Below are 13,064 nucleotides of genomic sequence, written 5' to 3'. Positions count from 1 at the left end.
AGTCCCCAGGACAAGCGACAACATCCAAATAACGGATAGATTGAATGACGGTTGTTACCCGTTTTGCCCCGTCTCCGACCGGGTTTCTACATATCGGCGGCGCACGCACCGCACTATATAACTGGCTTTATGCCAAACATACCGGCGGCAAGTTCCTGCTCCGGATCGAGGATACCGACCGTGAACGTTCAACGCCCGAGGCAGTTGATGCCATTTTTGACGGCTTGAACTGGCTTGGCCTGAGCGCGGACGAAGAACCGACTTTCCAGTTTTCTCGTCGCGACCGCCACGCAGAAGTCGCCCAGCAGCTCCTTGATGCCGGTAAAGCCTATTACTGTTATTGCTCGCAAGAAGAGCTGACGACCATGCGCGAAAAAGCCCGCGCTGAAGGCCGCCCGATGAAGTATGACGGCACCTGGCGTGACCGTGATGCATCCGAAGCACCCGAAGGTGTCAAACCGGTCGTGCGTGTGAAAGCCCCGCAGGAAGGCGGTGCGATCATCAATGATCAGGTACAGGGTGAAGTTCGTGTCGGTAACGAACAGCTTGATGATTACGTAATCCTGCGCGGTGATGGCACGCCGACCTATATGCTGTCAGTCGTGGTTGATGACCATGACATGGGTGTGACCAACGTTATCCGTGGCGATGACCATCTGACCAACGCGTTCCGCCAAAAAGTCATTTATGACGCAATGGGTTGGGACGTTCCGACCTTTGCGCATATCCCGCTTATCCATGGGCCGGACGGGGCGAAACTGTCCAAACGTCATGGTGCGCTTGGTGTAGACGCCTATCGCGATGAAATGGGCTTCCTGCCCGAAGCGATCAATAACTATCTTCTGCGTCTTGGCTGGGGCCATGGTGATGATGAGGTTATCTCAACCGAGCAGGCAATTGAATGGTTTGACATTACCGATGTCGGCAAAGGTGCGGCGCGCTTTGATTTCGCGAAGCTGACCAACCTGAATGGTATCTACCTGCGTCAGGCCGATGACAACCGCCTTGCAGACGAGATCGCACCGCTGATCGCCAAGCAGATTGGCGTCGACAGTCTTGATGCATCGCAAAAAGAAATCTTGATCAACGGCATGTCAGGCCTTAAAGAAAGGGCCAAGACTCTCACCGAGCTCGCCGACTCTTCGGCCTTCTATGTTACCGATGGCGTACTGTCATTTAACGAGAAAGCCCAGTCCCTGATTGATGGTGCACCTGAAGGTCTGTTCAAGGAACTGGCCAACAGTCTTGAAGCGCTTGATAGCTGGACTGAAGAGGACGTTGACGCAAGTGTTCGTGCCATCGCCGAGAAGTTCGAGTTAAAGCTTGGCAAAGTTGCGCAGCCCTTGCGGGCGGTGCTTACAGGCTCCAACTCTTCCCCAGGCATTTTCGAAGTAATGATTGTGCTTGGCAAAACACAAACGCTGAAACGCATTCGCCATTTTGATGCATAACAACAGCGAATAAAGAAAAACAATTAAGCCGTTTGCGCTTTGTGCGCCGCAGCATTATGCTGCACCCAACTTGAAACCGTGTTCGTTCAAACAGGGAAGGAAAAATAGTCATGGCATCTAATTCCAAGACTTCCCACACCGTGACCCTGACCGACAATGCTTCTGGCAAGTCGTTCGAGATGCCGGTGCTTGAAGGTAGCGTAGGCCCGTCTGTCATCGACATTCGCAAGCTCTATGCTGAAACTGGATATTTCACTTATGACCCGGGCTTCACTTCGACCGGCTCCTGCCAGTCCGAACTGACCTATATTGATGGCGACGTTGGTATCCTTCGTCACCGCGGTTATGCAATTGACGAACTTGCAGAAAACGCCGACTTCCTCGAAGTCTGCCATCTGCTGCTTTATGGTGAGCTGCCGAACGCCACCGAGAAAAGCCAGTTCGAAAACGACATTACCATGCACACCATGGTCCACGAACAGATGCGCAATTTCTATAACGGCTTCCGCCGTGATGCGCATCCGATGGCTATCATGGTTGGTGTTATCGGTGCGATGTCTGCTTTCTATCATGACAGCACCGACATCAATGATCCGCAGCAGCGCATGATTTCGGCTTATCGCCTGATTGCGAAAATGCCGACGATCGCTGCGATGGCCTACAAGTATTCGATTGGTCAGCCGTTCCGTTACCCGAACAACAAACTTGGTTATGCAGAAAACTTCCTGCAGATGATGTTCGGCAACCCGTGTGAAGACTATGAAGTCAATCCGGTTCTGGCCAAGGCAATGGATCGTATTTTGATCCTGCATGCTGACCACGAACAGAATGCTTCGACCTCGACCGTGCGCCTGGCCGGTTCGTCGGGTGCCAACCCGTTCGCGTGTATTGCGGCTGGTATCGCGTCCCTCTGGGGTCCGGCACATGGCGGCGCGAACGAAGCCGTTCTGAAAATGCTGAACGAAATCGGCGATGTGAAAAACATTCCGGAATTCGTTGCAAAAGCAAAAGACAAGAACGATCCGTTCCGTCTGATGGGCTTTGGTCACCGCGTTTATAAAAACTACGATCCGCGCGCCAAGGTCATGCAGGAAACCTGTCACGAAGTTCTCAAGGAACTCAACATTCAGGATCCGCTGCTTGACGTTGCCCAGGAACTGGAACGCATCGCGCGTGAAGACGAGTACTTCATCGAGAAGAAACTCTATCCGAATGTCGACTTCTATTCGGGTATCATCTTCAAGGCGATGGGCATCCCGGTCAGCATGTTCACCGTGCTGTTCGCAGTCGCACGTACCGTTGGCTGGATTTCCCAGTGGAAAGAGATGATCGAAGATCCGTCTCAGAAAATCGGTCGTCCGCGTCAGCTGTTTACCGGTGTTGCAGAACGTCCGTTCGTTCCGGTCGACAAGCGCTAAGCCGCACAAGACCTATCGACAAGAAAAAGGCCCGGAAGTTTCCGGGCCTTTTTTATATTGGTGGGCAGGTTTCCCCTGCCCCGCGATATTTATGGATTTACCAGCTGCCGGTGTTTTCCATGCTGGCCCACGGCTCTGCCGGCGCCAGGTTGTCACCCTTTTGCAGGAACTCGATGGAAATACCATCCGGGGAGCGCACGAACGCCATACGACCATCGCGCGGCGGACGGTTGATGGTAACACCAGCATCCATCAGCTTCTGGCAAAGAGCGTAGATATCGTCGACTTCGTAAGCCAGATGCCCGAAGTTACGGCCACCCGAATAGCTTTCGGGATCCCAGTTGTAGGTGAGTTCAAGTTCAGGCGCCTTGTTGGCCTTTGCACTTTCAACATCTGCCGGTGGAGCGAGATAGATCAGCGTGAAACGGCCCTGCTCGCTTTCGATGCGGCGGGTCTCTTGCATGCCAAGAAGGTCACAATAGAACTTCAACGACTCATCAACATTCTCGACACGTACCATCGTGTGCAGGTAGCGCATAACATGGTCTCCGTTATGAATTGATCAATGCTAGGGTCCAAACTCATTCACATATCAGTTGCCCGGGCGGTCATGTGAATGAGTTTGGACCCTCAGAACCTAATTGCAATGGGGATTTGACGCTACCCGTAACAGCTTATTTTTTGGCGATGATTTTCAAAATCTGATCAGCGGCCTTTTCACTGGGCGGGCGATCCCCAAACCCAAGCAAGGTACAGGCTTTGTCAAAACCCTCGATCTGGGCCGCGCGTTCCGGACCATCTGCCATCAGGGCCTCAAGATGCTGCGTGATGTTATTTGCCTTGCAGTTTTTCTGAAGGAATTCCGGGATGAGCTTGTTGCCAAGCACCAGATTAACAATCGTAACCGTATCAACCTTGATCAGACGTTTGGCAATCCAGCCTGTCACCGCATTGAGCTGATAGGCAATGACATGCGGGACGCCGGCAATGGCCAGTTCCAGTGAAACCGTACCTGATGCCGCCAAGGCGCAATTGGCAGCAGAAAAGGCATCGTGACGATCCTGATCAGATGTCACGACAATTGGGTCAAGCGGCCATGATTTCATTTCCGAGGTCACCGTATCAGCCACCTTGCTTACGGTTGGGACCACGATACGTGCGTCGGGATATTTGGCCGCAATGTCGTCGATAACATCCTTGAAGACCGGCAGAAGACGTTTGACCTCGGAGTTACGACTTCCCGGCAGGACCGCCAAAAGCTTTTTATCCGCGCTCAGGCCATGTTGGGTGCGAAAGCGTTGTGCATCCCCGTCATGACGTTCTTCGACGGCTGAGTGGCCAATAAAGGTGGTTGGCAGGCCTTCTTTTTCAAAATAGGGCGGTTCGAACGGCAAGAGTGCAAGCAAGTGGTCGAGAAACCCTGCAATCTTCTTTGCCCGGCCTTCGCGCCACGCCCAGACCGAGGGAGCTACATAGTGGACAAGCGGAATACCCTTCCCCTTGAGCTTCTTGCCGACGCGGAAACTGAAATCCGGCGCATCGATGGTGATGACGACATCAGGTCGTTCGGATTTGGCAAAATCTGCGGTCTGGGATATGCGCTTGAGCAAATGCGGAATATGCGGAACGACCTCGGTCAGGCCCATCACCGACATTTCATTCATTGGAAACAGGCTTTTCAGGCCCTCGCGCTCCATGCGGGGGCCACCGACACCAATGAATTTGATATTATCCTGGTTGGCCTTAAGCGCCGCCATCAGACGACCACCAAGTTGATCGCCTGATGCCTCACCGGCAACAAGCATGATCTTCGGGCCTGACGGCGTTTTTTCATCCGCCATTGGCGGTTTCCTTGTCCGGAAGGGCAAGACCGACCACAAACAGCCCCAGTTCGTTGGCACGGGCAATGACCGCCGTGCGGTCAATGATCATGGTGCCACCGGCCAGCAATGCTACCCCGCGCAGACCAGCCTTGTGGGCTTCTTCAATTGTGGTTATGCCAATGGTTGGAAGGTCAAGGCGCTTATCCTGCTGGGGTTTCGCCGACTTTACAAGCACACCGCCAACGCCATCGCGTTTGTAGCGGGCTGAGCGGCGGACCATTTCATCGGTGCCTTCGATCGCCTCAAGGGCAAGGACCAACCCCTGCTGGACCACACATCCCTGCCCGACATCGGCCTGACCCAATGTGCGGGCGACGGCAAGTCCATGGCGGGCATCAGACATCGCCTGCTCATCTGGCGCAACTGAACCGATTACGCCTTCCTCAACGGCAAGATCACCAAGGATTTCATGAGCACCAAGCAGGCGAAAACCCTCGCGCTCCAGCTCTTTGCCCACAAGTTTGAGCAAACCGTCATCGCCAAGTGCCTTTGAGCCGACTTTCATCAGAAGTTTGGCCGCGCGCCAGTCCGGTCGGATGGATGAAAAGCTCGGTCGCGCGACTTTGCCAGCCAGAACAACGTCCTGACAGTTTTCGTTACGCATGGCATCAAGGATTTTTGCAGCTGCACCCAAGCGCGCCGTCACATTCGGATAGCGATCAAGTTCCGCATCATCAGCATAGCCATCCAGTTTGACAACACAGACATCACGCCCGGCCGTGATCGCGGCGGCCGCCAGACGGGCGGGAAGCGCCCCGCCCCCGGCGATAATTCCCAATTTTGGCTGCGAACTATCCTGCGGAGCTGTCATATTTTGGTGTGCATACGGAACGCATGCTTTCCGCTTGGAGGAAATTGATGATTTCCATCACCGGACCAACACCCTCGAAGTCTTTGGCGACTTCTTCAACACGTTCAGCCAGGGTGCCTTCCTGCGCAAACAGCAAACGATAGGCCTTGCGCAGCGAATGGATGGTTTCACGATCAAAACCCCTGCGTTTCAGTCCGATAATATTCAGACCCGACAGATACGCGCGGTTACCTATTACGGAACCGTAGGGAATGACGTCGCTTTCAACACCGGTCATACCGCCAATCATGGCGTGTTTACCAATTCGGACAAACTGGTGCACGGCCGACAGGCCACCAACAATCGCGAAATCCTCTACCAGCACATGACCGGCGAGCGTCCCGTTATTGACCAAGATGCAATGGTTTCCCACGTGACAATCATGGCCAACATGGGCCCCGGTCATCAGCAGGCAATCATCACCGATGGTGGTTTCCATGCCGCCACCTTCGGTGCCGGGATTCAGGGTCGCACCTTCGCGGATCTTGGTACGCTTGCCAATGATCAGACGGCTCTGCTCGCCCTTGAATTTCAGATCCTGCGGTGCGTGACCGACAGAGGCAAACGGAAAGACTTCGCACTGATCGCCAAGGGTCGTGTGACCCGCGACAGCAACGTGGCTGTGCAGTTTGACACCATCACCCAAGACAGCATTCGGACCGACCACGCTATAGGGCCCGATTTCGACATCCTGACCAATCTGCGCGCCATCTTCGACAACGGCGGTTGGATGCACTTTTGACATTATCAGCTATCCCGGATCATCGCGGCGATGGTGGCCTCGGCCACGACCTGACCGTCGACCTTGACCTGGCTTTCGAACTTCCAGACCGGACCACGGCTTTGTTTCTTGGTCACATGAATGTGCATGACGTCCCCCGGGGTCACCGGCTTGCGGAAACGGGCATTGTCGATGCTCATGAAATAGACCAGCTTGCCTTCTGCGTCCGCACCAAGCGTTTGTACCACCAGAATAGCCGCGGTTTGCGCCATGCTTTCAATGATAAGGACACCCGGCATGATCGGCTGCTGCGGGAAATGGCCGGTGAATTGCGGCTCGTTCATCGTCACGTTCTTGATACCGGTGGCACGGACATCGGTTTCGATGTCGATGACCTTGTCGATCAAAAGGAACGGATAGCGATGCGGAATCATTTCCAGAATGCGCTGGATATCGACACTTACCAGTTCGGTCATGTGTGTAGCCCTTATTTCTTTTTTCGTATCAGACGCGACAAGGCGACCGTCTGTTTATGATATTCCATGACCGGAACGGCGGGGCTTCCACCCACTGTTTCCCCCGGCCCCACATTTTTCATGACACCTGACTGGGCTGCGACTTTCGCGCCATCGCCGATTTCGAGGTGCCCTGTAATGCCTGCCTGACCAGCAAGCACGACAAAATTTCCAAGCTTGGTTGAACCCGAAATCCCGACTTGCGAGACGACGACACACCCCATGCCCAGCTCAACGTTATGGCCGATTTGCACCAGATTGTCGATACGACAGCCGTTGCCAATCACCGTATCCGGGCCCGCACCACGGTCAATCGTGCTGTTTGAGCCGACTTCAACGTCGTTGCCAATGACGACCCGGCCCAACTGCGGGACCTTGGCGTGGCCCTGCGGCCCCATTGCAAAGCCAAAACCGTCCTGCCCGATGCGCGCCCCCGGATAAATCAGGCACAGATTGCCGATCAGGCTGTGGCTGATCGAAGCATTGGCACCAATCTTACATCCAGCACCGATAACAACCCCTTCACCGATGACCGCGTTTGATGCGATGATCGTACCGTCACCGATTTCGCAATTGGCCCCGATCACGGCACCAGCATCGACCTGTACACCGTTGCCCAGCTTGGCCGTCGGATCAATCACAGCATGATCGGAAACAACGCCATTGCCGGTTTCAAACGGATAGAAGGCCGTCGCGGCCTTTGCATAGGCGCGATAAGGGTCCTTGGTGGTGAACAAAACCATGCCTTCGGGGGCACGTTCTGCAAATTCCGGGCGGACAAAGCAGGCACCGGCCTTGCTGCTTTCGAAAGCGGAAAGGTACTTGCGATTGTCAAAGAAGCTCAGAATTTCGCTATCAGCATTCTGTAGCGGCGAGACGTCTTGAAACACCCTGGATTCATCGGGTGCGTTTACCGGTGTTGTTTCCGTTAGCGCAGCGATTTCGGCTACACTGAATGGTCCCTTACGGCTAAAGAAACGCGCATCCGCCATCAGGAGCCTTCCTTGAATTCAACCGTGATGGTTGGGATTTCGGCATTTACGCGCTCGAAAACTTCCTTGCTGGCATCCATTGATGTTGCAAACAGAACGGCCTGCCCACGATGAAGAACAAGGTTTGCACCGCGTTCTTCGGCGATGCTGCCGATAATTTCATTCAGTGCCTGTGAGAACCTTGACTGTGCTTCGGCCAGGGCCTGATCGAGAACGCGGCTGCGGGCCTGGGCAAATTTCTGGAAGTCAGCAACCTTTTGCTGAAACTGCTTTTGCTTGCCCTGAAAAACGTCAGCCGCCAGAAGTGTACGTTGCTGAGCGAGCTGTTTCTCTTCCTCGCGCAGGGCCTGTTCGCGGGTTTCGATTTCCTGCTGATAGGCAACCTGACGGTCGCGGATCTGCTTACGGGCATCCTGCATGGCAGACGCTTCGCGCATGATACCGGCAAAATCAACAATCATCACAGAGGCAAAGTTGTCCGGGTTTGGTTCCTGGGCCTGCACAACAGACATGTGTGCGGTGAAACCAAACAGGGCGGAAAGAACCAGCAGATTACGTAGAGTTTTGATCATATGCATTAGAATCTGGTTCCGAAGTTAAGTCGGAACATTTCCTCTTTGTCGTGATCTTCTTTTGTGATGGCCTGAGAGATATCAACACCAATCGGGCCAAACGGAGATTCCCAGCCAACGCCAACACCAACCGAACTACGCAGCGTTCCGGTATCGTAAATCTCGCCCGGCCGTGCGCCGTCAACATCCTGACTGGAGCCGAAATCACTAAAAATACGACCGGTCAGGGCAAACTCGTCAGGTGTGCCAAGCGGGAAGTCCATTTGCACTGAACCGGTGTAATACATTTTCGCGCCCAACGCATCCCCAGTCGCGATATCACGTGGACCGACACCAGCCGCCTCGAAACCACGCAAGTTAGCGCCACCGACCATGAACCGCTGGGAAATCCGGGTGTCGTCGTCAAACCCGAAGATGTACCCGGTGGCGCCACGGGTCGACAGAACCCACTCGTGTTGACGGTCAAGCGGGTAGTAGTAACCGCCTTCAACGCGCGTACGCAAATAGGATTCGTCCCCGCCAAGCCCAGCAACATCGTTCGACAGTCGTGCAAAATAGCCCTCGGTCGGTGCAATCGTGCTGTCGCGCTCATCATAGGTCAGTGTATGGCCTATCACGGATTCAACAAAATCAGTGTCTTCCGCCAAGAGAAGCCGCGACGCGTCAGTTGCATCAATATTCGAATAGCTGTTGCTCTCGAGGGTATAACGGAACGAATGCGACAGTTCTTCGTTATAGCGGAATCCGGCACGAAGACGACCACCGGTCTGCTCTTCGTCGTAAGAGCTTTCGTCCTGGTTATCTTCTTCGCGGCGATAGAGATCAAAGCCTGCCGCGATTTCTCGATCCAGGAAGTAGGGTTCTGTAAAGGAAAGGTCTACTTGCTGGTCGGTTGAACCCAATGTGAAGTTCAAGCGCAGATCCTGGCCTTTACCAAGCAAGTTACGTTCACGAATACCAAGCTGACCAAATGCCCCGTTATCCGTTCCGTAGCCTGCACCGATAGAGAACTCGCCAGTTGACTTTTCTTCGACATCAACTTCGATCACGGTCTGATCGGGCGAGGATCCAGGCAGCGTTTTGACATCGACCGACTTGAAGAAATTCAGGTTTTCAATGCGTTGTCTGGAGCGCTGCATTTTGGAGCTGCTAAAGGCATCGCCTTCGACCAGACGGAACTCGCGACGGACCACTTCATCAAGGGTTCGGACGTTCCCGACAACATTGATGCGCTCGACATAGACTTTTGGGCCTTCGGCAATGTTGAAGGTAATGTCAATCGTACCAGCTTCGCGGTTGCGCTCTACATTCGGTCGAATATCAATGAAGGCGTAGCCTTGGTCACCGACACGATCGGCCAGTGCATCAACAGCATCATCAACGAGCGTCGCGTTATACCATTCACCACTTTCGATCTCGATCAGCGGCATCAGGGTTTCAGGGTCGATCTTGTCGATCAGCGAAACAACATTGATCTCGCCAAACTGATAGCGCTGCCCTTCGCTTACCGTATAGGTCACGAAGAAGTCGGAACGATCAGGCGTAAGTTCTGCAACAGATGACAGGACCTGAAAATCGGCGTAGCCAGCCGCAAGATAGAAACGACGCAGCAATTCGCGGTCAAAAGTCACGCGGTCCGGGTCATAGTTGTCGTCAGCCGTCAGGATTTTCCACCAGGCACTTTCGGTCGTGCGAATAACATCGGAAAGCTCGCCGTCATCAAAAGCCTTGTTACCCACAAAGTTGATCTTGCGGATGCCGGTTGCATCCCCTTCGTCGATTTCAAAGGCCAGATCGACACGGTTCTGATCAAGCTGGATGACCTTCGGCTCCACGGTGGCGGCGAAACGACCGCTGCGGCGATAGAGTTCAAGAACACGCTGAACGTCCGCCTGAACCTTGGTACGTGTGTAAACAACACGCGGGCGCAACTGCAGTTCCGCACCCAGTGTTTCATCGTCAAGACGCTGATTACCTTCAAAGGCAATCCGGTTGATGATCGGGTTTTCAACAACGTTTACCCGCAATATTCCCTGATTAAAGGAAAAGGACACGTCGGCAAACAAACCGGTCGAGAACAGAGCCTTAAGCGAGCTGTTGATTTTTTGAATGTCGTAGGAGTCACCGGGGGCCACGGTCAGGTAGGCATTCACCGTTGCGCTTTCGATACGGTTATTGCCTTCGACTTCGATGTCGCGAATGATACCTGACTGGGCATGCACAGCCACAGGAACAATCAATGGCGCCGTTCCGCCAAGCAGGGCCGTAATGACCACTGCCGCTTTTACCTTACGCAGCAAGTTAACCCCCCTGTTGCTGTCATTCATCAGCCAGCAAGTCCTTTGAGGAAACTGAAGACACCCAATTGCGTCAAATCGTTCCACGTTGCGAAAATGATTAAGCTGAATACCAAACCCGCGCCAATACGGAAACCATATTCTTGTGCTTTTGCCCCCAATGGCTTACCGCGAATTGCCTCAATCGCATAGAACACAAGATGACCACCATCCAGAACCGGAACAGGCATCAGGTTGATCAACCCAAGGCTGATGGAAAGATAGCCCATGAAGAACAGAAGCGGTGCAATGCCCCCTTCGGCCACCTGCCCTGACATTTGAGCGATCCTGATCGGGCCACCCAGTTCGGAACTATCACGATCACCACTGATCATTTCACCAAGTGCAGAGAATGTTTGAGTGGTCAGCGAATAGGTTGTCTCAAAGGCGCGACCAACGGATTCCACAACGCCGGTCCGGCTCATCTCAAAATCACCCGCTGTAATGCCAAGACGCCCGACAGTCGCGGTCATTCCACCCTCGTCGACTTCGACGGCTTCGGGCGTTACGGCCAAATCAACGATTTCACTGTCGCGTTGGACCGTGACGGAAATCGGTTGCCCGGGATTTGCGCGCACAATGTCAGAAAGCTCGGAAAACCATTCAACCGACTGACCGTTGATCGCCGTGATCCGGTCATCGGCCATCAGGCCCGCGCTAGATGCCGGGCTGTTTTCAAGAACTTCACCAACAACCGGCAAGGCACGCTGTTGTCCGACCACAGCAAACAGGAACGTAAAGACGATAATGGCAAAGATGAAATTGGCCAGCGGCCCTGCAAAAACGATTGCCGCACGTGCCGCAACGCCTTTGTGATGGAAGGCATGTTTCGCCTCTTCTGCATCCAGGTCATCCCGACCACCGGCACTGGCCGGGTTCATATCGCCAAACATCTTGACGTAACCGCCAAGCGGAATAAGGCTGACCTTCCAACGAGTACCTTTTTTATCCTGCCAGCCGAAAAGTTCCGGGCCAAACCCGATTGAAAAGGCTTCGACCTTTACGCCGTTTTTGATTGCCACCCAGTAGTGACCATATTCGTGAACGAACACGAGCACCGAGAGCACAAAAAGAAAAGCAAGCAAGGTTTCCATCAAAAGTTCCCTAAGCCGGTCGAACCAGCGATTTTAATTTAAGCGGAAGCAAGACACGCCATCGTTTCCCGGCGCACCATCGCATCTGTTTCAAACACCTGATCAAGGCTGGTCAGCGCTTCGCTTCCAAGTCTTGTCATCACCTTTTCAACAGTCACGGCAATATCCAGAAAACCGATTCTGTCTTTTAGAAACGCCTCAACCGCAACCTCATTCGCAGCGTTCAGAACAGTAGGCAGCGTGCCACCTTCCTGCAAGGCCTGTCGCGCAAGACGAAGTGCCGGGAAACGATCTGTGTCCGGCTTTTCAAACTTCAAGCTGCCGATCGTGGCAAAATCAAGACGCGGTGTGTCAACCTTGATCCGGTCCGGCCATGAAAGCGCATAGGCAATCGGGGTCCGCATGTCGGGTGTGCCGAGTTGAGCGAGGACGGACCCATCGGAATATTCCACCATGCTATGAACAACCGATTGGGGATGAACAACAATCTCGATCTGTTCCTCTGCCACCGGAAACAGATGCCATGCTTCGATCAGTTCAAGGCCCTTGTTCATCATGGTTGCCGAATCAATCGAGATTTTTGCACCCATTTCCCAGTTGGGATGTGCCAGGGCCTGTGCACGGGTCACCGAACGCATATCGTCCAGAGGCCATGCGCGGAAAGGTCCACCAGAGGCCGTCAGCAAAATACGATCAACGCGGGATTCCTCGTGATCTTCGAGCACCTGAAAGATCGCACTGTGCTCTGAGTCCACGGGGATCAAGGTCGCGCCGTGCTTGGTGATTTCGGCCGTCATCAACGCGCCGGCACAAACCAGCGTTTCCTTGTTGGCCAGACCAATGCGTGCACCGCGACGAATAGCAGCCAAAGTCGGTTTTAGTCCTGCGGCGCCAACAATTGCGGCAATGACGACGTCAGATGGACGTTCCGCTGCCTCAATCAATGCATCTTCGCCAGCAGCAAGTTCGATGCCTTTGCCCGCCAAGGCATCCTGTAGCGCCCCGAAGAAGGCCGGATCGCCAATGACAGCGCATTTGGCATCAAGCTCGATCGCTGCTTTTGCCAGTGCATCGACATTGCGATGAGCAGTAACGGCCTCAACAGCATATTTGTCAGCGTGGGACTTCAGAACATCAACGGTGCTGGCCCCAATTGAGCCCGTAACACCAAAGACACTGACGGATTTCTTTAAAGTCATCAAACACCTGTAAGGACAGCAGCCAAGAGTTTG

At 53.9% G+C, this 13,064-nt stretch carries 12 protein-coding genes; 2 read left to right on the top strand and 10 right to left on the bottom strand.

Annotated elements, in window-relative coordinates:
• The first annotated feature begins 44 nt into the window (after positions 1–44).
• Complete coding sequence (gene gltX / locus AUQ43_RS03810) at positions 45–1,451, top strand: glutamate--tRNA ligase (RefSeq protein ID WP_062954634.1); 1,407 nt, start codon at positions 45–47, stop codon at positions 1,449–1,451.
• Positions 1,452–1,561: 110 nt separating this feature from the next.
• The gene (locus AUQ43_RS03805; protein ID WP_062954632.1) at positions 1,562–2,869 is read left to right on the top strand and encodes a citrate synthase; all 1,308 of its coding nucleotides are present in this window, start codon (positions 1,562–1,564) and stop codon (positions 2,867–2,869) included.
• Positions 2,870–2,966: 97 nt separating this feature from the next.
• On the opposite strand, the gene AUQ43_RS03800 is transcribed toward AUQ43_RS03805, so the two are convergent.
• The 10 genes from AUQ43_RS03800 to AUQ43_RS03755 all read right to left on the bottom strand — a co-directional run bounded on the left by AUQ43_RS03800 (position 2,967) and on the right by AUQ43_RS03755 (position 13,031).
• Complete coding sequence (locus AUQ43_RS03800; protein ID WP_062954629.1) at positions 2,967–3,407, bottom strand: VOC family protein; 441 nt, start codon at positions 3,405–3,407, stop codon at positions 2,967–2,969.
• A gap of 136 nt (positions 3,408–3,543) precedes the next feature.
• Positions 3,544–4,710, bottom strand: a complete 1,167-nt coding sequence (lpxB, locus tag AUQ43_RS03795) for a lipid-A-disaccharide synthase (protein WP_062954627.1) — start codon at positions 4,708–4,710, stop codon at positions 3,544–3,546.
• Positions 4,700–5,563 carry an LpxI family protein gene (locus tag AUQ43_RS03790; RefSeq protein ID WP_062954625.1) on the bottom strand — a complete coding sequence of 288 codons (864 nt, stop codon included), beginning with the start codon at positions 5,561–5,563 and terminating at the stop codon, positions 4,700–4,702. The genes lpxB and AUQ43_RS03790 overlap by 11 nt, the downstream gene beginning before the upstream one ends.
• A complete protein-coding gene (gene lpxA / locus AUQ43_RS03785; RefSeq protein WP_062954623.1) occupies positions 5,544–6,347 on the bottom strand; it encodes an acyl-ACP--UDP-N-acetylglucosamine O-acyltransferase in 804 nt (267 codons plus the stop codon). Before lpxA ends, AUQ43_RS03790 begins: the two co-directional genes overlap by 20 nt.
• Before the next feature lie 2 nt (positions 6,348–6,349).
• A complete protein-coding gene (gene fabZ, locus AUQ43_RS03780; RefSeq protein WP_062954621.1) occupies positions 6,350–6,799 on the bottom strand; it encodes a 3-hydroxyacyl-ACP dehydratase FabZ in 450 nt (149 codons plus the stop codon).
• Positions 6,800–6,810: 11 nt separating this feature from the next.
• Positions 6,811–7,830 carry a UDP-3-O-(3-hydroxymyristoyl)glucosamine N-acyltransferase gene (gene lpxD / locus AUQ43_RS03775; RefSeq protein ID WP_062954619.1) on the bottom strand — a complete coding sequence of 340 codons (1,020 nt, stop codon included), beginning with the start codon at positions 7,828–7,830 and terminating at the stop codon, positions 6,811–6,813.
• Entirely contained in the window at positions 7,830–8,408 is a 579-nt protein-coding gene (locus AUQ43_RS03770) for an OmpH family outer membrane protein (protein WP_062954617.1), read from the bottom strand. The genes lpxD and AUQ43_RS03770 overlap by 1 nt, the downstream gene beginning before the upstream one ends.
• The gene (gene bamA / locus AUQ43_RS03765; protein WP_062954615.1) at positions 8,408–10,729 is read right to left on the bottom strand and encodes an outer membrane protein assembly factor BamA; all 2,322 of its coding nucleotides are present in this window, start codon (positions 10,727–10,729) and stop codon (positions 8,408–8,410) included. Before bamA ends, AUQ43_RS03770 begins: the two co-directional genes overlap by 1 nt.
• Entirely contained in the window at positions 10,729–11,832 is a 1,104-nt protein-coding gene (gene rseP, locus AUQ43_RS03760) for an RIP metalloprotease RseP (protein WP_062954613.1), read from the bottom strand. Before rseP ends, bamA begins: the two co-directional genes overlap by 1 nt.
• Positions 11,833–11,870: 38 nt before the next feature.
• Positions 11,871–13,031 (bottom strand): 1-deoxy-D-xylulose-5-phosphate reductoisomerase, encoded by a 1,161-nt coding sequence (locus AUQ43_RS03755; RefSeq protein WP_062954611.1) that lies wholly within the window; start codon positions 13,029–13,031, stop codon positions 11,871–11,873.
• Positions 13,032–13,064: the final 33 nt, after the last annotated feature.

Source organism: Thalassospira sp. MCCC 1A01148 (assembly GCF_001613795.1).
Classification (GTDB): Bacteria; Pseudomonadota; Alphaproteobacteria; order Rhodospirillales; family Thalassospiraceae; genus Thalassospira.
Note: the sequence above shows the minus strand (reverse complement) of the source record. Positions and strands in the feature narration are given on the sequence as shown.

Excerpts from the sequence above, each read along its gene's own strand:
- gltX (WP_062954634.1), top strand. The coding sequence starts at position 45 with ATGACGGTTGTTACCCGTTTTGCCCCGTCTCCGACCGGGTTTCTACAT.
- AUQ43_RS03805 (WP_062954632.1), top strand. The coding sequence starts at position 1,562 with ATGGCATCTAATTCCAAGACTTCCCACACCGTGACCCTGACCGACAAT.
- AUQ43_RS03800 (WP_062954629.1), bottom strand. The coding sequence starts at position 3,407 with ATGCGCTACCTGCACACGATGGTACGTGTCGAGAATGTTGATGAGTCG.
- lpxB (WP_062954627.1), bottom strand. The coding sequence starts at position 4,710 with ATGGCGGATGAAAAAACGCCGTCAGGCCCGAAGATCATGCTTGTTGCC.
- AUQ43_RS03790 (WP_062954625.1), bottom strand. The coding sequence starts at position 5,563 with ATGACAGCTCCGCAGGATAGTTCGCAGCCAAAATTGGGAATTATCGCC.
- lpxA (WP_062954623.1), bottom strand. The coding sequence starts at position 6,347 with ATGTCAAAAGTGCATCCAACCGCCGTTGTCGAAGATGGCGCGCAGATT.
- fabZ (WP_062954621.1), bottom strand. The coding sequence starts at position 6,799 with ATGACCGAACTGGTAAGTGTCGATATCCAGCGCATTCTGGAAATGATT.
- lpxD (WP_062954619.1), bottom strand. The coding sequence starts at position 7,830 with ATGGCGGATGCGCGTTTCTTTAGCCGTAAGGGACCATTCAGTGTAGCC.
- AUQ43_RS03770 (WP_062954617.1), bottom strand. The coding sequence starts at position 8,408 with ATGCATATGATCAAAACTCTACGTAATCTGCTGGTTCTTTCCGCCCTG.
- bamA (WP_062954615.1), bottom strand. The coding sequence starts at position 10,729 with ATGAATGACAGCAACAGGGGGGTTAACTTGCTGCGTAAGGTAAAAGCG.
- rseP (WP_062954613.1), bottom strand. The coding sequence starts at position 11,832 with ATGGAAACCTTGCTTGCTTTTCTTTTTGTGCTCTCGGTGCTCGTGTTC.
- AUQ43_RS03755 (WP_062954611.1), bottom strand. The coding sequence starts at position 13,031 with ATGACTTTAAAGAAATCCGTCAGTGTCTTTGGTGTTACGGGCTCAATT.